The sequence below is a fragment of the Nocardiopsis sp. LOL_012 genome, from assembly GCF_048060475.1.
Taxonomy (GTDB): Bacteria; Actinomycetota; Actinomycetes; order Streptosporangiales; family Streptosporangiaceae; genus Nocardiopsis.
The window spans coordinates 1-20,447 of record NZ_JBHMIV010000053.1; the positions used below are offsets into that span (position 1 = coordinate 1).

The 20,447-nt window shown below is 71.1% G+C and carries 9 protein-coding genes and 1 pseudogene; 9 read left to right on the forward strand and 1 reads right to left on the reverse strand.

What is annotated here, in order from left to right:
• Positions 1-45 precede the first annotated feature (45 nt).
• The 3 genes from ACFHWE_RS22595 (at position 46) to ACFHWE_RS22605 (ending at position 8,034) form a co-directional block, all read left to right on the forward strand.
• Positions 46-5,781, forward strand: a complete 5,736-nt coding sequence (locus tag ACFHWE_RS22595; RefSeq protein WP_416603881.1) for an ADP-ribosyltransferase — start codon at positions 46-48, stop codon at positions 5,779-5,781.
• Positions 5,782-5,926: 145 nt separating this feature from the next.
• Positions 5,927-6,694: a hypothetical protein gene (locus tag ACFHWE_RS22600; RefSeq protein WP_416603882.1), complete on the forward strand. Its 768-nt coding sequence runs from the start codon at positions 5,927-5,929 to the stop codon at positions 6,692-6,694.
• A 62-nt stretch (positions 6,695-6,756) separates the two neighbouring features.
• Complete coding sequence (locus ACFHWE_RS22605; RefSeq protein ID WP_416603883.1) at positions 6,757-8,034, forward strand: S8 family serine peptidase; 1,278 nt, start codon at positions 6,757-6,759, stop codon at positions 8,032-8,034.
• A gap of 46 nt (positions 8,035-8,080) precedes the next feature.
• Here the strand turns inward: ACFHWE_RS22605 and eccCa are convergent, their stop codons facing one another.
• Positions 8,081-12,049: a type VII secretion protein EccCa gene (gene eccCa, locus ACFHWE_RS22610; protein WP_416603884.1), complete on the reverse strand. Its 3,969-nt coding sequence runs from the start codon at positions 12,047-12,049 to the stop codon at positions 8,081-8,083.
• Between the two features lie 200 nt (positions 12,050-12,249).
• On the opposite strand from eccCa, the gene eccD reads away from it, so the two are divergent.
• From eccD to ACFHWE_RS22640, 6 genes and pseudogenes are all read left to right on the forward strand, one after another.
• The gene (gene eccD / locus ACFHWE_RS22615; protein WP_416603885.1) at positions 12,250-13,650 is read left to right on the forward strand and encodes a type VII secretion integral membrane protein EccD; all 1,401 of its coding nucleotides are present in this window, start codon (positions 12,250-12,252) and stop codon (positions 13,648-13,650) included.
• A 1-nt stretch (position 13,651) separates the two neighbouring features.
• Positions 13,652-15,100 (forward strand): type VII secretion protein EccB, encoded by a 1,449-nt coding sequence (eccB, locus tag ACFHWE_RS22620; protein ID WP_416603886.1) that lies wholly within the window; start codon positions 13,652-13,654, stop codon positions 15,098-15,100.
• Positions 15,101-15,171: 71 nt separating this feature from the next.
• Positions 15,172-15,498: a hypothetical protein gene (locus ACFHWE_RS22625; protein ID WP_416603887.1), complete on the forward strand. Its 327-nt coding sequence runs from the start codon at positions 15,172-15,174 to the stop codon at positions 15,496-15,498.
• A 63-nt stretch (positions 15,499-15,561) separates the two neighbouring features.
• Entirely contained in the window at positions 15,562-15,858 is a 297-nt protein-coding gene (locus tag ACFHWE_RS22630) for a WXG100 family type VII secretion target (RefSeq protein WP_416603888.1), read from the forward strand.
• A 134-nt stretch (positions 15,859-15,992) separates the two neighbouring features.
• On the forward strand, positions 15,993-19,214 hold the full coding sequence (locus ACFHWE_RS22635; RefSeq protein WP_416603889.1) for a hypothetical protein: 3,222 nt from the start codon (positions 15,993-15,995) through the stop codon (positions 19,212-19,214).
• A gap of 59 nt (positions 19,215-19,273) precedes the next feature.
• Positions 19,274-20,447 (forward strand): annotated as a pseudogene (locus ACFHWE_RS22640) (hypothetical protein); the annotation flags it as partial.

Here is a 20,447-nt window from a genome sequence, read left to right on the forward strand (position 1 = left end):
ACCAACACCAACACCACAAACAGCACCACAACCGAACCCACACCCGTGGACACCGCTACCGACACGGCCCCGCCAGGCACGGCGGGAAACGAAGGCGACCCCACGGGCAGCCCGCGCAACGGCAGCCACCACCGCCGCGACGACGAACACGACGACGCCAACGGGAACAGCCGCGCGACCACAGCCCACGAAGACCCGCAGAACACCGCTCCGGCAACCGACCCGCGCACCCCAACCAGCAACGAGAACACCGCCACCCCACCACACACCGTCTCCGCACAGAACCAGAGCACGGCCTCGCCCTTCCCACAGGACAGCGCCTACCTCGACGAGTTCGCCGCAGAGCTCAACCGCCCCCGCACCACTGACCACGGGGACGAGATGTCTCGTCCCCAGGACACCGATTCCCTCCCCGGCCTCGACTCCGACTCCGACTCCCTCTACAGCGACTCCACCCCCGCCACACCCACCACCTCCCCGCCCTTCGCCCTCCTCGAATCCAAACACCCCCTCCCCACCGGCCCCGACCTCAACCCCAAGGACGCCACCGCCTCCCCCTTGGACCACAGCACCGCACACACCCACCTCGACGTCTTCGCCCTCAACGGCATCGAACCGACCGGTACCGCTGCCACACCCGCCGGACAGGCCACCCCCGGACCAGGAAGCAACACCCCTGCTAGAACCGGAAGCAGCGACCCCACCACTGGCAGAAGCGCCGAGAACAACACACCGAACAGCGCCGCCGACCGAACGGCGCGCGTCCGGCACACAACCGGTGACGGTCAGGGAACCGGCCTTCCCGGCACCCCCGCCCCGATCCAAACCCCCACCGCCACACCCGAGGATCCAGCCGAGGGCTTGCGTCCCCGAGCCGACACCGTCCGCACCCAGGCCGAACAGCATCTCAAACGGGCCAGAGAACTCCTGGACTTCGCCCGGGAGCAGCAGGACACAGCACCCCGACACCTCATCGAACAAGCGCGGCACTACGGCCAGAGTGCCCAGGAGCGGGCCGACCGGTTCGGCACAGCCGCGGGCGCCCTCGAAGCCGCCGCCGAGGCGGCCCTGCGCGATCCCGGCAGCGCCCGGACCGCCGCCGCCACGGAACACGCCGAACAGCTCTACGACGGCATCCGCCCCCTCCTGGCCCCCGCCAAGGGCGACACCGACCTCGCCGTCAACCTCGCTCTCACCGACACCGACGGCTCGGAGGGTTCTGGCTCCCCCAGCCCGACACCGCTGCCCACCGGCACGGCACCGACGGAGAACGCCCGCTCCGACGATGCGCCCTCCCTGGAGCAGCGGTTCAGCGAAGCCCTCCAGGTGCCCGTGGACAATGGCCACCGGGAAGCGCGGGCGAGCGACGCCCCCGGCCCGGGAACGGCCGCGGGCGAGGGCCCCGGCGCGGACAGGGAATCCGATCCGTGGCCAGGACGGATGGGTCCCGACGGCATCCGACGCTTCGGCACCGACCACGAAGCGGAGGCCTACGGTGAGTACGTACTCGGAGACCCCGGCACCAACCCGCACTCCTTCGAGAACCTGACCGCGGAAGAACGCGCGGCGGTGCTCGGGTACACGACCAGTGCCATCCCCTACAACAGCCTGATGCGCATCGCGAACCGCCAGGACCGCGAGGACCTGATGGAGCAGTGGCTCCACAATCACGGCCCGTTGTGGCCCCTGTACGAGATGACGGGGTTCACACCCCTGACGTTGGAGTCCGTGGCCGAGGGTTACGAGAGGTTCACAACGCTTCCCCGAGACCAGGCCGCCCTCGTCCAGGAGATCATGGAGTCGGCCGATCCCGCGTGGGCCCTGCAGCAGATGAAGACGTGGCGCTGGACGCACAGCACGATCCTGGTCGAATCGTTCGGCGCCCTGCCCACGTTCGAGGACGTGGAGCACCGCATCGACCTGATCAGCCGGGCCATCGCGCGCAACCCCCTGCCCGAGCGCATCACCGTGCACCGGGCCCTCTACGAGATCAACTTCATGAGGGGTTTCACGCCCGAAGACCCGCACGCACTCGTAGGCAAGATCCAGAGGGAACCCGCCTTCCTGTCCACCTCCCTGGGGGCGGGTAGCCCGTTCTCCGGCTCGGGTAGCTTTCCGTTCGAACTTCACCTCACCCTCCCCCCCGGAACGGGAGGGCTGTGGCTGGGCAAGCACAGTGTGTACGCGGACCAACGGGAACTGCTCCTGCAACACGGCACCGACTACCAGGCCACCGCGGTCACCGAACGCGACGGTGTGACCCACATCGACGTTGAAGTCCTCGCGCCCGCCCGGGGAGAGTCCTCAGGCGGGGACGGCGTCCACAGCGTCCCCGCCGAGGACGCCCCGGTTTCCGGTGACGGCTGGGTACGCGTACCCGACACTACATACCGGTGGGGCCTGTACGGTGCCGCCGGGCTGCTGCTGTACTCGGACGGACCGGACGGCACCGTCCCCCACGTCCTGCTCCAGCACCGCGGCTCGGACACGGACACGGGTGACACCTGGAGTATTCCGGGCGGAGCGCGCAACCGCGACGAGACCCCCCTCCAGGCCGCCCGGCGCGAATTCTCCGAGGAGGTCAGCGGGGACCCCGGAGCGATCGAGATCGTCGGCACCCACACCCACGACCTCACCTCTTGGCGCTACGACACCTACCTGGCCCGTGTACCCGGATTCCCGGACCTGGGCAGAAGCAACGAGGAGAGCCACCAGATCCGCTGGGTCCCCGTCCACGAAGTCGCCTCGCTCGACCTGCACCCCGCTTTCCGCACCACGTGGAACCGGCTGCGGAACAGCCTGGACCTGGCGGCACGTCCGGAGGTCCCCTCCCCCGGCGAGGCCGCGGACACCGGCGAAGCGACTGAAACGGGTCCGGTCCCGCCCGAGATCCGGATCACGGAGACCCCGCCCACCCCGGAACAGCTCCCGCGGCAAGACCTGCCCGCCCTGGTGATCCAGGACGAGCACGAGTACACGCTCGGCACCGGCGCCCCCGCCTTCCCTCCCGCCGAGGACGGCGTTGGAGCCGTCCCCACCACCGGGGAGGCCCTCCCCGCAGACCCCGTACCGGTTCAGCCGCCGGACCGCACCGGCTCCGACAGGCCAGCGCAGGCCGCCCTCCGTACCGACCAGCCAACGCCGGGCCACCTGGACAACGGCGTGAGGCGCTTCACCAACGAGGGGGAGGCGGCCGCCTACGGCAACAGGGTCCTCAACGCCACCGACGGATCCCGCCGTCCCTTCGACCTCCTCACCGAAGCGCAGCGGAAGGCGTTCATGACCTACGCCGACGACAGCGTCTACAGGGAGATCAACCAACTGCTGCGCAGCGGCCAGCCGGTCGAGGAAGTGGAGTCGCTGGGACGTCTGGACGGCACATTCCACGTCCGCAAAGTAGGGGCGCACCTGCGGAACATCGACCTCATGGACGAGGTCATCTCCCGGAACCCGCTGCCAGAACCCGTCGAGGTGCACCGCGGCCTGGACAGCGTCTCCTTCATGCACAAAGACCTGGAACAGAGAGAGAACCCCACGCTGTCCGACCTCAGAAGGATCCTCACAGGCACGGTCCAGACCGAACTCGCCTACATGTCCACCACCCTGGGGAACGAGCTGAAAGGGTGGGACTTCCCCTACCACGTGCACCTCACCGTTCCTCAGGGCACGAACGGTTTCTGGCTCGGCCAGGAAGGTCTGCCACATGCCGACGAGCGGGAGGTGCTCCTCGAACACGGCCTCTCCCACCGGATCACCGGCGTCACCCAGGACGCCAGCGGCCGGTTCCACATCGACAGCGAGATCCTGCCCGGCACCGAGCGGACCCCGCGCATCACCGCCACCGACGATCCCCCCGCTTCCGGTAGGGCCTGGAAGCGCCTGAGCGACGGCACCTACGAATGGGGCCGGTACGGCATCGCCGAGACCCTGGTGTACGCCGCCGACACCGACGGCACCCTCCACGTCCTACTCCAGCGCTACGGCAGGCACACCCACATGGGCCCCGTCTGGGCCGCCCCGGGCAGAGCCCGCGACCGTGACGAGGGGGCCCTCAACGCGGCCTGGCTCGGCGAGGTGACAGGCCTTCCCCCAGACCGGCTCGGTTCCGTCACGGCCTACACGCTCAACCGCGGCGAAGGGCAGGAGTGGAGCCGCGATCTCTACCTGGTCCACGCCCGAACCGGCTCAGGCCTTCCCCCGGTCGAGGCCCGGGACGGCGAGAGTACACTCCAATGGTTCGCCCTGCGCAAGGTGGGCGCCCTGAAACTCCACCCCCACTTCCGCCAGGCCTGGCAGCACATCAGAACCGACGGCCTGGCCGCGGCGTCGACCGCGGCCGGGTTCGAGGCCCGGGCCCGCGCGGTCCTGGGCGAGGCCACCGCAGCCCGGAACCAAGCGGAGGCGCTGAACCACTGGCTCCGGGAGCAGGAACGGCCCGACGCCCCCCGCCTGCCTGGACGGGAACGGAGCATCGAACGCGTCCGCCACTCCGTGTCGGGGTTCACCGACCGCGCCGAACGGCTCCGCTCCGCCGCCGACGTCCTCCAGCGAACAGCCGACCTCACCAACGGTGATCCCGACAGCGCCGAAAGCACCGAGAGCAGGAACCGGGCCGAGACCCTGTACCGGGGGATCCGCCATCTCCTCACGCAGGGGCCGCCCCCTGCCCACAGCGACGGTAGCGGCGACGGGTGGGTTACCCTCCCCGACGGCATCAGGCAGTGGGGCCGCTACGGCGCGGCCGGACTCCTGCTGCACTCCACCGCACCCGACGGCACCGCCCACGTCCTGCTCCAGAGACGAGCCGACTGGACGGACGAGGGCGGCACCTGGGGCGTCCCAGGCGGTGCCCGGGACCGGGACGAGACCTATCCCCAGACCGCCCTGCGCGAGTTCAACGAAGAGGTGGCCGGTCTGGGTTACACCCCGCTGGCCGAGCCGGTCCCCCACGAACAGGTGCTCCCCGGCTGGAAGTACGAGACCCACCTGTCCTACATCCTCGGCATGCCCGATCTCGCGCCCAGGGACGGCGAAAGCCACGAACTGCGCTGGATCGCCGTCGACCGGGTGGACTTCCTCGACCTCCACCCCGGGTTCCGCGCCGCCTGGGAACCTCTGCGCGTCCGCATCACCGAAGACCCACGGCCCGCCACCAGTGAGAACAACACCCCGCTCACGGCAACGCCCCCATTCCCCGCATACGACGCCGGCCCCCTGACGGAGAGATTCACCGAAGCCCTCAGGGGAGACGGTCCCGCCAGTGCCCCGGAGGTGCGGCAGCCCCCCTCCTCTCCCGAACGGGCCCCGCGGGACGGCCGCACCGGTCCCGGCAGCACCCCACATGCCGGTACCGACGTCGGCGGGACCGCCCCCCTGACCTTCCCCGCCCCCGCCGACCTGACCGAGGCCCAGCACAACGCGTTCCTGGACTACAGCCGGGACCCGGACCTGCGGGACCGCCTCCTGCGGGCCGACACACTCCGACAGAGGCTGGACGCGGTGGAGGAGCGGTCCCTGCGCGGACCGCTCTGGCCCCTGTACGAGATGACCGGCCTCACGCCTCTCACCTTCGACGACGTCGTCCGCGCCCACAGCGACGGGATCGGGCGGCTGCCCGCCGAACAGGCCGAGCTCGTCCGGGACATCATGGGTTCGACCGACCCCGCGCTCAGGTTCGAGGAATTGAAGCGGCGGTCGGGCAGGATCGCCTACCTCATCGAAACGTTCGGTGCCTTCCCGGACCTGGTCGGCATGGAACGGGAGTTCCGCCCCATCGGCTAGGACCGGGGCGCGCCCGCACCCACCTCACATCGGGAGGCAGCACCGCAGGGACGCGAATGCGGAAGAATGATATTTACCAGGCATCGCACGCGTCGCCGCTGAAGACACCCGGATCCGTTCCTCCCCCGAGACGAGAGAGACAGCCATGTCCGATACCCCGTTCGAGCGAACAGAGCACTACGCCTTCTCCACCTCCACCCCCGTCCGCTACCAGCCCGTCACCCGGGGGGAGACGGTGATCGCCTATCTGTGGGCCTCCACCACCGAGGACGCGGCGAGCTGTCTCATGGTCCTCGCATCGGCCGAACCGGTCGATCGGCTCCGGACTGCGGCGCGGTGGGCGGAGCGGCTGGGCCGGGCGCGCGCCGAGGGCCTGACCGCGCTCCAGGCGCTCGAACGCTGGCACGGCGCCCCGGAGGACCCGGTCGCGGGCGGCACCGAGCGTCCCCTGGGGGAGGCGGCGGCCCTGGAGGAGCTGTACGAGATCGCCAACCCAGGGCACCCGCACCCCGAGCCGGTCCCGGACGAGCCCGCCGACGGCACCGGCCCCGGGGGGCGGTGGGGCGACCTGGCCCCCTTCACCCTGGACCGGCGCACCTACCACCCCGACACCGATGCGGCCGTGCGCTACGCCCCGGTCAGCGACGGGGAGCAGATCGTGGGCTATCTGTGGGCGGCCGAGACCGACGACGCCGCGTCCTTCATCGCCACACCCCGCTCCGGTGCCGCCGGATCACGGGCCAAGAGCGCCTGGATCATGTGGATGGTCGACCGCAGGAGCGAGGAGGTCTCGCCTCTGGAGGCGTTCGAGCTGGCCGCCGACCAGCCGCCCCACGGCAGCGCCATCCCCCCGGGCACCGAGGTGTCGACCGCGGCCAGCCTGCGGGAACTGGAACGGATCGCCTGGAGCTGACCGCGAGCCAGGGCACACGAGACCGCCCGCGCCGACCCGTGACGAAGGATGGACGACCCCCGATGAACGAGCAGTCCACGAGCCGGAGCCGCCCGCCGCGCGCCGGGCGCGGTCACTGGCGCGGCCGTGCCGCGGCAGCGGCCCTCCTCATGCTCGGGCCGACGCTGGCCGCCGCACCCCCCGCCGCGGCCGACGAGCCCGCGGCCCTGCCCGAGGTCACGCAGTTCAAGGCGGCCGACGACCCCTGTGCCGAGTCCGGCGGCGACACCGTGGCGCGCGTCCCGTGGACCTTCCAGAGCCTGGGCCTGGCCGGGGCCCACGAGCTGAGCCGCGGGGAGGGGGTGTCCGTCGCTGTGCTGGCCACCGGGGTGGACGGAGGGGTTCCGGCCCTGGCCGGGGCGGTGGAGGGCGGCGGAGGTACCGACTGTCTGGGGTACGGCACGTTCCTGGCCGGTATCGTGGCGGCCCGCCCCCTACCGGAGAGCGGCTTCGTGGGCGTGGCCCCCGGCTCCGACCTCCTGCCCGTCCCGACGGGGGACGCCGACACGGGCGTGGCCTCCGCCGCCCAGATCGCGGCGGGTATCGGGACGGCGGTCGCCGCCGGGGCGCGCGTGGTCCTGGTCGGTACCGGAGCCCTGGTCGGCTCACCGGAGCTGGACACGGCGGTGGAGGAGGCCGAGGCGGCGGGCGCGGTCGTGGTCGCACCGGCCACCGTGCCGACCGCCGCCGGGCCGTTCCCCGGCCATCCCGCTCAGCACCCCGCGGTGCTGAGCGTGGGATCGCACGGGGTGGACGGGACGCCCGTCCTGGACACCCCCCTGCTCCTGCCCAGCGGTGAGCTGTCGCGGGTGGACGTCGTCGCGCCCGGGACCAGCGTCCTGAGCGTGGCGCCGGACGGGGGCGGCCACGCCACCGCCAGCGGAGACGGGGTCGCCGCCGCGTTCGCCGCGGGGTCGGCGGCGCTGCTGCTGGCGCGCGAGCCCGGTCTGGAACCGGTGCGGGTGCGCGAGCGGCTGGCCGCCACCGCCTACGGCTCGGCGCTGGGGCCGCTCGACCCGGTCTCGGGAAGCGGCCGGATCGACCCGGCGGGGGCGCTGGCCGCCGCCTCGGGCACGGAGGGCGGAACGGTGTCCGCCGACGAGGCGTTCGTCCCGGACCCGTCGGTGTACGGAGCGGTGGACGCGCCGGGCACCATCGCGGTGGTGGGGGCCGCCGGAGGGGTGGTCGTACTGTGCACGCTGGCCGGTGCGGTGATCAGGGCCGGCCGGGAGCGGGGGTGGCGGCCCGCCGCCGAGGGCGAGGAGATCACCCCGGAGGAGGACCCGCGCCCCCTCATCTGAGGTGCGGGGTGCCCGGCCCCCGTGGCGGAGGGGCCGGGCACCGCCCCTACCCGTCGGCGCCCTCGGCGATGGCGAGCTGGACCTCGACGGGGTCGCGGCGGGAGATCCACAGCGCGCGCCCGGGCGGCATCCTCCTGGCCCGGATGTTGCCGAACAGCATGCCCTCCGAGGGGGGGCAGGACAGCATGATGCTCGGGGTGTTGAAGTCGATGAGCGAGCGGATCGCCGGATCGGACGCGGCCCGGTTGAACCCGCCCGCCGCGTGGACGAGGATGACGTGCATGCCGATCTCGGCGCCCTGGGCCAGCATCGGCATCAACGGCGCGAGGGGGCTGGGGCCGCTGCCGGAGACCATCTCGAAGTCGTCGATGATGAGGAACAGCTCGGGCCCCGTCCACCAGTCACGCTTGCGGATGCGCTCGGGGGCGATCTCCGGTCCGGGCATCCGGACCTTCATCGCCTGGGCGGCGGCGACCACCATCTCCTTGAGGCTGTCGGGCGAGACCGCGTAGCCGAGCTGCATCTCCTTGGGGACGGCGTCGTAGAGGCGGCGGCGCTGGTCGGCCAGGACCACGCGCGCGGTCCCGGGGCCGTAGTGCTCGCGGATGGCGTTGGTGATGTGCCGGATCAGGGTGGTCTTGCCGGTCTCGGTGTCGCCGACCACGAGCAGGTGCGGGGTGAGGGAGAAGTCGTGCCAGAACGGCTTCATGCGCCGGCTCTCCAGGCCCAGCGGGATCCTGAGGCCACCGTCCCTGGTCAGCTTGGCGGCGGGCAGTTCCGCGGCGTGCAAGATGGGCGGCAGGGTGCGTACCGGCGGCGCCTCGGGCCCGTCCCAGGCGGAGCGCACGCGTTCGACGAGGTCGGCCATCCCTGCGGAGAGGGTGACCGGGGAGGCGTCGCCGTCGGCTCTGGGCAGGCCGGTGAGGAAGTGGGACCTGTCCTCGGTGATACCGCGGCCGGGCACGCGGGGAACGGTCTGGGCGGTGCGCATGTGCACCACGGAGTCGACCGGGTCACCCAGGCGCAGTTCGAACCGGGTGCCCATCAGGTCGCGCACGCTGGTGTTGAAGTCGGCCCAGCGCGGTGAGGCCACCACCACGTGCAGGCCGTAGTTGAGGCCGCGCTGGATGAGCTGGACGATGGGGGGGATCAGGTCGGCGAAGTCCTGGCGGATGGTGCCCCAGCCGTCGATGACCAGGAACACGTCCCCGTAGGGCTGGTCGGCGAACTCCCCGGCGGCGCGGCGGCGCCGGTAGGTGGTCATGGAGTCGATGCCGTTCTCGGCGAAGAACGCCTCCCGCTGGGTGAGCAGTTCGTTCATCTCCATGACGGTGCGGTTGATGCGCCGTTCGTCGCTGCGCGGCGCCACGCTGCCCACGTGCGGCAGGGACGTGAGCGTCTGGAGGACGCCGCCGCCGCAGTCGATGCCGTAGAACTGCACCTGGGCGGGGGTGTTGACCAGGCCCAGGCCGAGGATGAGCGAGGCCAGCAGGGTGCTCTTGCCGCTCTGGGGCCCGCCGGCGATGCCCACGTGGCCGCCGGAGCCGGTGAGGTCGGCGGTGAGCGGCAGACGGGTGTGCTCGAAGGGGCGGTCGACGATGCCGAGCGGGATCGTGAGGCGGCCCTGGTCGGTCCAGGCCAGGCCGCCCCGGGGCACCCGGACGTCGGCCATGCCCAGCAGTTCGTCCAGTAGCGGCGGCACGTCCAGGGGAGGCAGCCACACCTCGCGGGCGGCCGGCCCGCGTTCGTGCAGCTTGGACAGCGCCACCGCGAGCAGGGTGTCGGCCTCCTCCTGCGGGGTCTCCTCCTCGACGGGCGCCTCGGGTTCGGGCGCGCGCGAGGGGACGTGCCCGTCCAGGAAGGGGACGACCTCGCGGCCGGTGGCCAGGCTCCGGGAGACGCGGGGGCGTGTCCGGTAGGTGCCGGAGACGTAGGCGGCCTTGAAGCGGACGAGGGTGTCGGTGTCGGTCTTGAGGTAGCCGTTGCCGGGCGATGAGGGGAGCTGGTGGGCGTCGGGGACGCCCAGGACCCCGCGGCTCTCGATGGCGGAGAAGGTGCGCAGGGCGATGCGGTAGGAGAGGTGGCCCTCCAACTGGTGCATGCGGCCCTCGTCCAGGCGCTGGGAGGCGAGCAGCAGGTGCACGCCGAGGCTGCGGCCCAGGCGTCCGATCATGACGAAGAGGTCCATGAAGTCGCGGTGCGCGGCGAGCAGCTCGCTGAACTCGTCGACGACGACGAACAGGGTGGGCATCGGCTCCATGGACGGATCGGACTCGCGGGCCTTCTCGTACTCGTGGACGGAGCTGAAGTTGCCCGCGGCGCGCAACTGCTCCTGGCGCCGGACCAGTTCCCCGTTGAGGGCGTCCTGCATGCGGCTGACGAGGACCGCCTCGTCGGCGAGGTTGGTGATGAGCGCGGAGGTGTGCCGCAGCCCGTCCAGGCCGATGAAGGTGGCACCGCCCTTGAAGTCGACGAGGACGAAGTTGAGCGTCTCGGAGGAGTGGGTGAGGGCCAGGGCCAGGACGAGGGTGCGCAGCAGTTCGCTCTTGCCCGACCCGGTGGCGCCGATGAGCATGCCGTGCGGACCCATGCCGCCGAGCGCGGACTCCTTGAGGTCCAGTTCCAGCGGAGCGCCCTCCGAGCTGATGCCGATCGGCACGCGCAGCCGGTTCTTGGGATGCAGGTCGCTCCACATCCGCTCGGCCTCGTAGTGGTACAGGTCGGTGATACCGATCAGGCCGGTGAGTTCGAAGTCGGTGGTCAGCGGCTCGGTGACCTCGGTCTGGACGCCGATCCGGTAGGGGGCCATGAGGCGGGCCAGGCTGGTGGCCCGGCCGAGGCTGAGGGCGTCGGGGCGGCCCAGAGCGGTCTCGACGTCGCGTCCGCTGTGGTCCTGGGAGAGCATCACGAGCCGGTCGGGCTCCACCCGCAGGGAGAGGGTGTAGGGGTCGTCGTCGGGTGGCATGGGGTCGTCCACGTCGATGATGAGGGCGTTGCGGTAGCCACCGCCCAGCAGGCGCGAGCCGACGGGCACCTCGCCGTCGTCGACCACGATCACGGTGAAGGGCTCCTCCCTTCCGGGGTCGGCGGAGGGGTCGAACCGGGGGCGGTCGGCCATGTCGTCGCCGATGAGCCGTTCCAGATCCAGGGCGTTGGCGGAGATGAGGCGCACGGGGCCGGCGCCGTCGCCTGCGGTGGGGTGCTGGGCGTGCGGCAGCCACTTCGTCCACGTCCAGGCGGGGCGGGCCGCGTCGGAGGCGCAGACCGCCACGCGGAGTTCGTCGTGGGCGTGGAAGACGGTGAGCTGTCCGACCAGGGCGCGGACCAGACCGCGGCAGGCGTCGGTGTCGCCGCGCAGCGAGATCCGGGCGTAGCCGCGCAGGTGCACCTGGACGGGCTGGTCCTCCACGGTGCTGTAGGCGCGGATGAAGCGGCGCAGCGCGTGCGCGCTGAGGGGTTCGAGGTCCTCCACGGGTTTGGAGGCGACCGGGGCGATGGCCATGGCCATGGCCTGTTCGCCCACGCCGATGCGCACCTCGGCGAAGTCCTCGTCCTCGGCGCGCCGCTCCCACAGGCGGGAGGTGCGCACGATGGACCACAGGGCGTCGGGGTGCGGGGCCCGCCAGAGCATGGCGTCGCGCTGTTCGACGACCACCTCGCGCAGCCGGGTGCGCATCTGCTTGAGGTAGCGCAGGTAGTCGCTGCGGTCGTCGTTGAGCTTGCGACGGCGCTCCAACTGGGTGCGCAGGTACTGGCCGCCGAGCATCACCACCGCGCCGACGAGCATCATGCCGCCCGCGATGTAGGGCATGACCGAGTCACCCATACCGCTGCCCGGGCGGATGAAGAGCATCATCATCGCCATCGAGGTCAGGGCCATCGGCAGGTACATGAAGATCGACGACATGCTCGACTGCGGCTCGGCCAGCTCCGGAGGCTCCTGGAGGGTGATCTCTCCCTTGGGCAGGTCCGGACCGGGGCGGCGGGGCGGTCGGCGGACGAGGATCGTACTCACGGGCGCTAGAGCCTTCCGTACCGAAGGGGTGACCGGGATCCCTCTGTCACCCGTTTTCATCATGCCAAGCAAACGCTATTGTTGCCACACGAAACCACTTCGGTGCACACCATAAACCATGCACTTCCACAGGCGGGCGGCCGAAGACCACGGTCCCCTGCTGCTCAAGGACGAGTATTCGTGATGGGTGAGAACCCGCAATGAATGATCCCGCCGCCGCGGACCTGTGCCGCCTCCTGGTCCGCGCCCCCAGCCGCTCCTTCGAGATCGCCGCCCCCTCCGACGTCCCCCTCTCCGAACTGCTGCCGACCTTCGTGCTCTACGCCGAGGGAGACAACGGCGAGGACCTGGACGAGAGCGGCCTCGAACACGACGGCTGGGTGCTGCAACAGCTCGGCGACGAGCCGTTCGAGGAGGACGAGACCGTGGGCTCGCTGGGCCTGTGCCACGGCGAGACCCTCTACCTGCGCCCCCGCCGCGACCAGCTCCCTCCTATCCACTTCGACGACCTCACCGACGGCGTCGCCACGGGCATGGCCGAACGGGGCGACCGCTGGCGGCCCGCCCACACCCGGATGCTGCTGCAGGGGCTGAGCCTGGCGGTGCTGGTCACCGGCCTGGCCGTACTGGCGACCGGGGGCCTGGGTGGGCTGACCGCGCTGACCGCCGCGTCCTCGGCGGTCCTGATGCTCCTGTCAGCCTGGGCCGCCTCCCGGGCCATGGGCGACCTGCTCGCCTCCACCGGCCTGGCGGCGGCGGCCGTCCTGTACATGGCCCTGGCCGGGGCGAGCGTGCCCACCGGCGAGCCCGGCCTGAAACTGGCCGGAGCGATGGTCCTGGCCGCCGCCATGGCGGCGGCCGGGGCGAGCGTGCTCGGCCTGGCGGCCGTGGCCGGATCGGTGCCCTTCTTCGTCGGCCTGTTCACCGTCGAGGTTCTCACGCTGCTGGGAGCGCTGGCGCTGATGTTCCTGCCCGGCGCCTCGGTCCCGGCCGTGGCGGGCCTGATCGCGCTGATCGCCCTCTTCCTGGGCACGTTCGTCCCCCAGATGGCCTTCCGCGCCTCCGGACTGCGGCTGCCCCCGCTGCCGGCCAACCCCGAACAGCTCCAGGAAGGCATCGACCCCTTCCCCGCCCGCACCGTCCTGGACCGCACGCAGCTCGCCGACCGCTTCCAGACCGCGCTGTACGGGGCGATCGGGGCGGTGCTCACCGTGTGCCTGGTGGTCCTGGCCCTGGAACCGGGCTGGGTGGAGGTCTCCCTGTGCGCCATCGTGTCCCTGGTGATGCTGCTCCAGGCCCGCGGTGCCGCCAGCGCGTGGCAGCGCGCGTCCATGGTCGCCCCCGCCTGGATCGGGCTGACGGCGCTGGCCCTGTCCTTCGCGTGGACGGCGGAGCCCCTCGCACGGTCGCTCACCCTGCTCGCGCTGTTCGCCGTCACCGCCGTGCTGGCGATCGTCTCCTGGGCGGTACCCGGACGGCGCCAGTTGCCGCACTGGGGCCGGGCGGCCGAGATCATCCAGATCGTGCTGTGCGTAGGCGTGTTCTCCCTGGTCCTGGCCGGGTTCGGCGTCTTCGGCGCCCTGCGGTCGATCGGCGGTTGAGATGCAGTCACGACGCGACCGGGTCATGGCCTACAACTTCACCGTGGGCCGACTGGGCACGGCGATGCTGGAGGCCGACCCCGACGCCGTGGACGCCCCCATGCGCCGCACCCGGACCGGGACCTACATCGGCCTGGCCATCGCGCTCGTCCTGTGCGTGGGCTTCCTCGTCTTCGGCCTCATCTTCCCCGGCGGGGCCAGCAGTTGGCGTGAGGAGGGGAACCTGGTCGTGGACAAGGACAGCGGAGCCGCCTACCTCTACGCTGACGGCGCCCTGCGGCCCGTCGCCAACTTCGCTTCGGCCCGTCTGATCCAGGGGTCGAACATGGAGGTGTCCCTGGTCTCGGCGGACTCGCTGGAGGGGGTGCCCATGGGTGGCCCGGTCGGCATCGCCGGCGCCCCCGACTCGCTGCCCGGCGCCGAGTCGCTGGAGGAGGCCGTGTGGCGGCTGTGCGTCATCCCCACGGACGACGGCGAACGGGCCCGGACGGCCCTGACGATCGACGCCGCACCCGCCCCCACCGGCCTGACCGGGAACGAGGCGGTCCTGGTCACCGACCCCGAGGGCGGCCACCACCTGCTGTGGCGCGGCACCCGGCTCCGGATCGACGAGGACGGGGCCGCCCTCCAGGCCCTGGGCTACGGCACGAGCCCCGCCTACCGCGTCACCGGCGCCTTCCTGGACGCCGTGCCCACCGCCCCCGATCTGGCCGCCCGCGACGTCCCCGGCGCGGGCTCCCCCGGACGGGTCCTGGCGGGCGGAGAGCGCCTGGTGGGCCAGGTGTTCACGGTGCCCACCCCCGAACGGCCCGACCAGCACTACCTGTTGTCCTCCGAAGGGCTCGAACCCCTCACCCTCACCGAGGCCCTGCTGCTGCTGGCCGATCCCGCGCACGGAGCGGACGCCTACCCCGGCGCCACGGCGGAGGCGATCGAGATCCCCGCAGGGGAGGCGCACGACCACCTGGCCGCGGGGGTCGCGGTCGGCACGGACGAGGACGCGCGCGTCCCCACCGAGCCGCCCGTGCTCCTCCAGCCGGGCGGTGCTGTGCCCTGCCTGCGCCTGGACGCCGAGGGAAGCCTGTCGCTGACCCTGGACCCGGCCGACTCGGTGACCGCACGGCCCTTCCAGGAGATGCCCGCCATCGCCCCGGGCTGCCCGACCCCCGACCTGCTCGGCGTGCCCGCCGGAGGCGGAGCGGTGGTGCGCGCCCGTCCCGTCGGCGGCAGCACCGGCTCACCCACCCACTACCTGGTCACCGACACGGCGGCCAAGTACCCGGTGGCGAGCGAGGACGCGCTGGCCGCCCTCGGCGCGAGCGCTCAGACGGCGACGGAGGTGCCCACCTCGCTGCTGCGCCTGCTGCCCACCGGACCCGTACTGCACCCCGACGCCGCCGCGCTCCCCCTGGGATCGCTCACACCGCCCGACAGCGGGGGGTGCCGGTGACCACCGCCCCCACACGCCCGCACGGCCCCTGCCGAGGGGACACCGTTTCCCGAGAACAGAGATGAGGAGCCATGGCCAACGACAACACACGGAATACAGACTGGGCCAACAACATCGCCCAGGAGGCGATGACGGAGGCCCACGGCAAGTGCAACAACATCTACACGCAGGTCGACAGCACCCGTGACACGCTGCGCGTCTCCTGGCAGGGCGCGGCCTCCAACCGCTACAGCGAGGCGCTGGTGGGGTGGCTGGAGGAGCTGCGGCTCATCACCAACGACATGAACAACATGATCGGCGTGTTCGGCGGCACCGTGCACTCCATGCACAACGCCGAGGACTTCGGCGTCCTCGAAGGCTCCCGCTGGGCCAGCGAGCTCAACCCGGACCAGGCCTGACACCCTCCGGCGGCCCGGCCCTGCAACCGGAGCCGACGACCGGTCCCACGGAAGGAAGAGTCCATGAGCGGTTTCGATGTCACCTACGCCTACGTCGACGAAGCCACGATGAACCTGCGGGCGCAGACCACCAACGTCGCGAACGCGATCGAGCAGTTGGACGCCCAGATGCAGGCGGTCATGTCGGACCTGGCGGGTGCCACCGCCGACAACTACCAGGCCAAGGTCAGCGCTTGGCGCATGAACGTCGCCGACATGCAGACCCTGCTGGGCAAGGCCGAGATGGCGCTGAACAGCATCCGCAACAACTACGCCGGCACTGACAGCCGTGAGGCGATGCAGTGGGCGGACCTGATGTAGTCCGATGCCCGGTGAGGGGCGGTCCGCGGCGGGCCGCCCCTCCCGTCCCCGTTCCCCTCCCGAGCCCTGCCGCGCAACCGCCCTCCCGTCCCGGCCGGACGGGACCGCACACCGAACACGTCTGAGGAGTCCCCGTGCTCGAACCGTCCGAACCCCTGGACTTTCGTGCCGCCCTGCTCGGTCCCGTGCCCGCGACCGAGGAGGGCGAAGGCATGGAGGGAGAAGCCGACGAGGTGGTGGCCGCCACAGCGGCGGGGTACGCGGAAGAGTCCTTCCACGGCCCCGTCATGCCGCTGGGGGCCACCGCCGCGGGGCTGGTCACCATCGTCAACGGCTCCCGCACGGTCACCATCGACCCCGACGGCGAGCGGGTGCTCATCGACCCGGCCGGGAGCGAGTTCAGCCCCGACGGCCAGGGGTTCGTGACACTGTCGGCTGCGGACCCGACCCTGCCGCTTCACAGCCGCGTGGTACCGCTCGCGGCGACGACCACCGCCTCCCCCGCCCAGGAGGGGGTCCCGGCCCACGAGGGAACGCCCCCGCTCGACGGCGTGGAACCGGCCGCGGCCGGAGAGCCCCTCCTCCCGTTCCGGCCCGAGGAGATCGGCGCGACGGTGCGCGTACAGTCCGCACAGGAGGGGGTCTCGGCCCACGAGGGAACGCCCCCGCTCGACGGCGTGGAACCGGCCGCGGCCCACAGCGCCCTGCCGGAGACCACCTGGGCGGAGAGCGAGGGCCTGCCCGCCGAGATGAACGTGATCGCCGCCTCCACGGTCAGCGACGGGGACGGGTCCGGTGACGAGAGGGTCTCCACCACGATCACCGTCGACCCCGACACCGGGGCCGTGACGGTGCGCACCGAAGGCGGCGGAGATGACGGTGCCGACGGTGCGGGCTCCGAGGAAGGCGACGGGGAGGGCTCCACCGAGGACGACGGGGCCCCCTACGAGATCACCGTGGACCCCGACACCGGCGTGGTCACGGTCCAGGTCGGCGACACGCGGGTCGAGGTCGACCCTCAGACCGACGAGATCACCATCGACCCGGGCGATCGGGTGCTCAGTGTCGACACCGGCACCGGCCTCATCACCATCGAGGACCCAGAGTCCGAGAAGCCGGGCGGGGACGAGGCGTCTGAGGACGGCGACGGGGGTTCGGGCGGCTCCGGAGAGCACGGCAGCGGCTCCGAAACGGGAGCGAGCCCAGACGAAGGCTTGGAGAAAGCCGACCAAGACCACGACTCGGGCAGCTCCGGAGCGGAGGGCGGCCTGACGGACACCGAACCAGAGGTCCCCGAAGAGGGCTCCGGCGGCTCGAACGAGGAGCACTACGCCTCCCACGAGCCCGATGACACCAGAGACATCCAGGGCAACGACGGTTCGGACGGAACCCACGACTCCTCCGGCGACCCGACCGACACCGGGAACACACCGGCCGGTCAAGGCGACGACGACCCCACCGAGCCCGGAACCTCCTACGCACCGACGCAACAACAACCAGCGATGGAGAGCCCCGAACCGGCGGACACCATAGACGACGGCTCAAACCCCAGCCTCACACCAACCCAATCCTCAGCCCACTACGCACCAGCCCCCCAAGACGAGAACCCCACCGACAACGACGGATCCGCCACCCCGGACAAGGAGCACTACGCCTCCCACAAGCCCGATGACACCAGAGACATCCAGGGCAACGACGGTTCGGACGGAACCCACGACTCCTCCGGCGACCCGACCGACACCGGGAACACACCGGCCGGTCAAGGCGACGACGGCTCAGCCCCAAGCCTCACACCAACCCAGTCCTCAGCCCACTACGCACCAGCCCCCCAAGACAAAAACCACATCGACCCGGCCACCGGCGAGCCGTTCCCGGTCGACGCCGACGGCAACCCCTACGACCCCGACACCGGCCTCCCGATCACCTACGATCCCCACAGCGATGTCATCCTTCCCATCGACCCGCTGACCGGTGAACCCGTCACCTACGACGACCCCGTCGATTCAGTGGAGGTCGACCCGGCCACCGGGCTGCCCATCGACCCGGCCACCGGCGAGCCCTTCCCCGTCGACACCGACGGCAACCCCTACGACCCCGACACCGGGATGCCCATCACCTACGACCCGGAGACCGGCCGTGTCCTGCCCATCGACCCCCTGAACGGCGAGCCCATCACCGAGCCGCTGGCCTACGCCCCGGCCGATGTGGACAGTGAGGGCGAACCGGTCTACAAGCTGGGGGACTACCGGAACACGGAGGGGTCCGGCAGCGGTTCCGGTGCCGGCTCCGGGTACCCCGGGAACGGAGCGGTGTTCAGCCCCACCGGATCGAACGGTGCGGGCGGCGGTGAGGAGGACGAGGACAGCTCCGACGAAACGGGCGGCGACGGCTCGGAGGAAAGTGAGGGGTCCGGAGGCGGGGACGGCCCCAGCGGCGCGGGCGGCGACGGTGGAGAGGACTCCGCCATCAAGGTGGAGGTCGACCCGGCCACCGGGCTGCCCATCGACCCGGCCACCGGCGAGCCCTTCCCTGTCGACGAGGACGGCAACCCCTACGACCCCGACACCGGGATGCCGATCGACTACGACCCGGAGACCGGTCTGGTCCGGCCGGTCGACCCGCTCACCGGCGAGCCCATCCCCGTCGGCGGCTATCCCGGCGAAGTGGAGGTCGACCCGACCACCGGGCTGCCCATCGACCCCGACACCGGAGAACTCTTTCCCCTCGACGAGGACGGCAACCCCTACGACCCCGACACCGGGATGCCGATCGACTACGACCCCGACAGCGGTCTGGTCCGGCCGGTCGACCCGCTCACCGGCGAGCCCGTACCCGGCAGTCTCCGGGGACCCGGTTCAGGCGGCGGCAGCGGCGGCGGAGACGGTTCCGGAAACGGCAGTGGTTCCGGGGGGGAGGGAAGCGGCTCCGAAGAGGCCACAGCGATCGACTTCGAGCGGGTGAAGCAGTTCCACACGGACTTCATCGTCCCGTTGCTCGACCACGCCAGCCAGATGGTCACCCAGTTCGCCCCCTACTCGCAAGAACCCTCGGGCCACTTCATCCTCATCGGGAACTCCGCTCACCTCGGAGTCGCCGGCACCCTGGCCACCGAGATCGACACCTCCATGACCACTCTCTACGGCATCGTGGCCGACTTGGAGTCGGAGATGCTCGCCATCAGCGACCGATTGGACTCGAACCTCACCGTGTTCATCAACCTGGAAGACGAGCAGGACCTCACCGCCCAGGAGCTCGTGTCCATCATCGGTTCGCCCTCGGTCTCCTCCGGAAGCGGAACGGGTGGCTACACACCCTCCAACGGCGGCGACGGCACAGGCGATGGGGAGCCGGAGTAGACACCGGGGACCACGCGGACACGAGTACACGCCGACGACCTGAGGAGGGGTGAGATCCGGTGCCGGAGCTCCACGAGATCATGAACATCTTCGCCGACGCCGACGACGAGGGGGCGCATCCGCCCATGCCGTCGGTGAACGAGTTCCTGACCAAGCCCTGGGTGGCCCACGGCCAGTACTTCACGGGCGGCGAGTACGCAATGGACAAGACGGACGTCAACCGGTGGTGGAGAAAGTACCGACAGAACACGACATACCAATACAGCACGGGTGGTCCTGGCTATATGGCCCCGACTGGCATGTGGCACTACGCGGGCTACGTGATGCAGGAGCAGTTGTGGGCAGGCGACGACGCCCCTGAGCCCAAGTTCCTCGAACGCCTGCCCAAACTGATCGACGTGGCGTCCATCGCCGCGGGAGAACACGCGTCGACCACCTACGAGCAGTCCACGATCTGGGACATCTCCACCAGCACCGCCAAGCTCGACGACTTCCTCGAAACCTATGTGGGTGACGAGGACTCCGGCCTGTTCAACGTCTACACCGGCCTCGACGTCCCCGACAGCGCGATGCAGGGAAGCGCGGCGGGGGTCTTCGCGGCCCGCGTCTACGACCTGGCCGCGCGCATGGCGCACCTGAGCATGCAGCTCCACCGCTTCCACAACGAGATCAACAATCTGCGCGCGCCCCTGCTCCCCAAGATCGCCACCCTGGTCGACGCGTACAACAACGCTGCCGCAAGCCCGAACTCCACCATCAAGAAGACGCTCGACAACTGGTACTTCAACGTCTCGGCGGGCACCGAGAGATGGCAGGACGGTGGTGGCCGCTTCACCATCCTGATCCACGCCGACCCGCCGTCCCGAGGGGTCGTGGGCACTCCCGAGGCCGACGAAGCGGTCAACAACGAGCTGAAGGCGCGCTGGGCCGCAACCTGGGCCCCGGTCATCCTCGCGGCGAACGACCTCTACTACACGATGTCATCCCATTACGAGGGGACCTCGTCACGCCTGAAAGAGATCTACGAACCCGTGGGCGGGCTTCCTCCCGGCTTCAACCAGCCCACGGACGGCCCCGGCGGGGACGGCCCTGACGGGGACAGCAACGGAGACGGCGTCCCCGACTGGCTGGAAGACCTCTACGGCGGAGACGGCCCCGGCGGGGACGGCCCCGACGGGGACAGCAACGGAGACGGCGTCCCCGACTGGCTGGAAGACCTCTACGGCGGAGACG

Bases quoted from the DNA above. Each gene is read 5' to 3' on its own strand.
- ACFHWE_RS22600 (WP_416603882.1), top strand. From the start codon at position 5,927: ATGTCCGATACCCCGTTCGAGCGAACAGAGCACTACGCCTTCTCCACC.
- ACFHWE_RS22605 (WP_416603883.1), top strand. From the start codon at position 6,757: ATGAACGAGCAGTCCACGAGCCGGAGCCGCCCGCCGCGCGCCGGGCGC.
- eccD (WP_416603885.1), top strand. From the start codon at position 12,250: ATGAATGATCCCGCCGCCGCGGACCTGTGCCGCCTCCTGGTCCGCGCC.
- eccB (WP_416603886.1), top strand. From the start codon at position 13,652: ATGCAGTCACGACGCGACCGGGTCATGGCCTACAACTTCACCGTGGGC.
- ACFHWE_RS22625 (WP_416603887.1), top strand. From the start codon at position 15,172: ATGGCCAACGACAACACACGGAATACAGACTGGGCCAACAACATCGCC.
- ACFHWE_RS22630 (WP_416603888.1), top strand. From the start codon at position 15,562: ATGAGCGGTTTCGATGTCACCTACGCCTACGTCGACGAAGCCACGATG.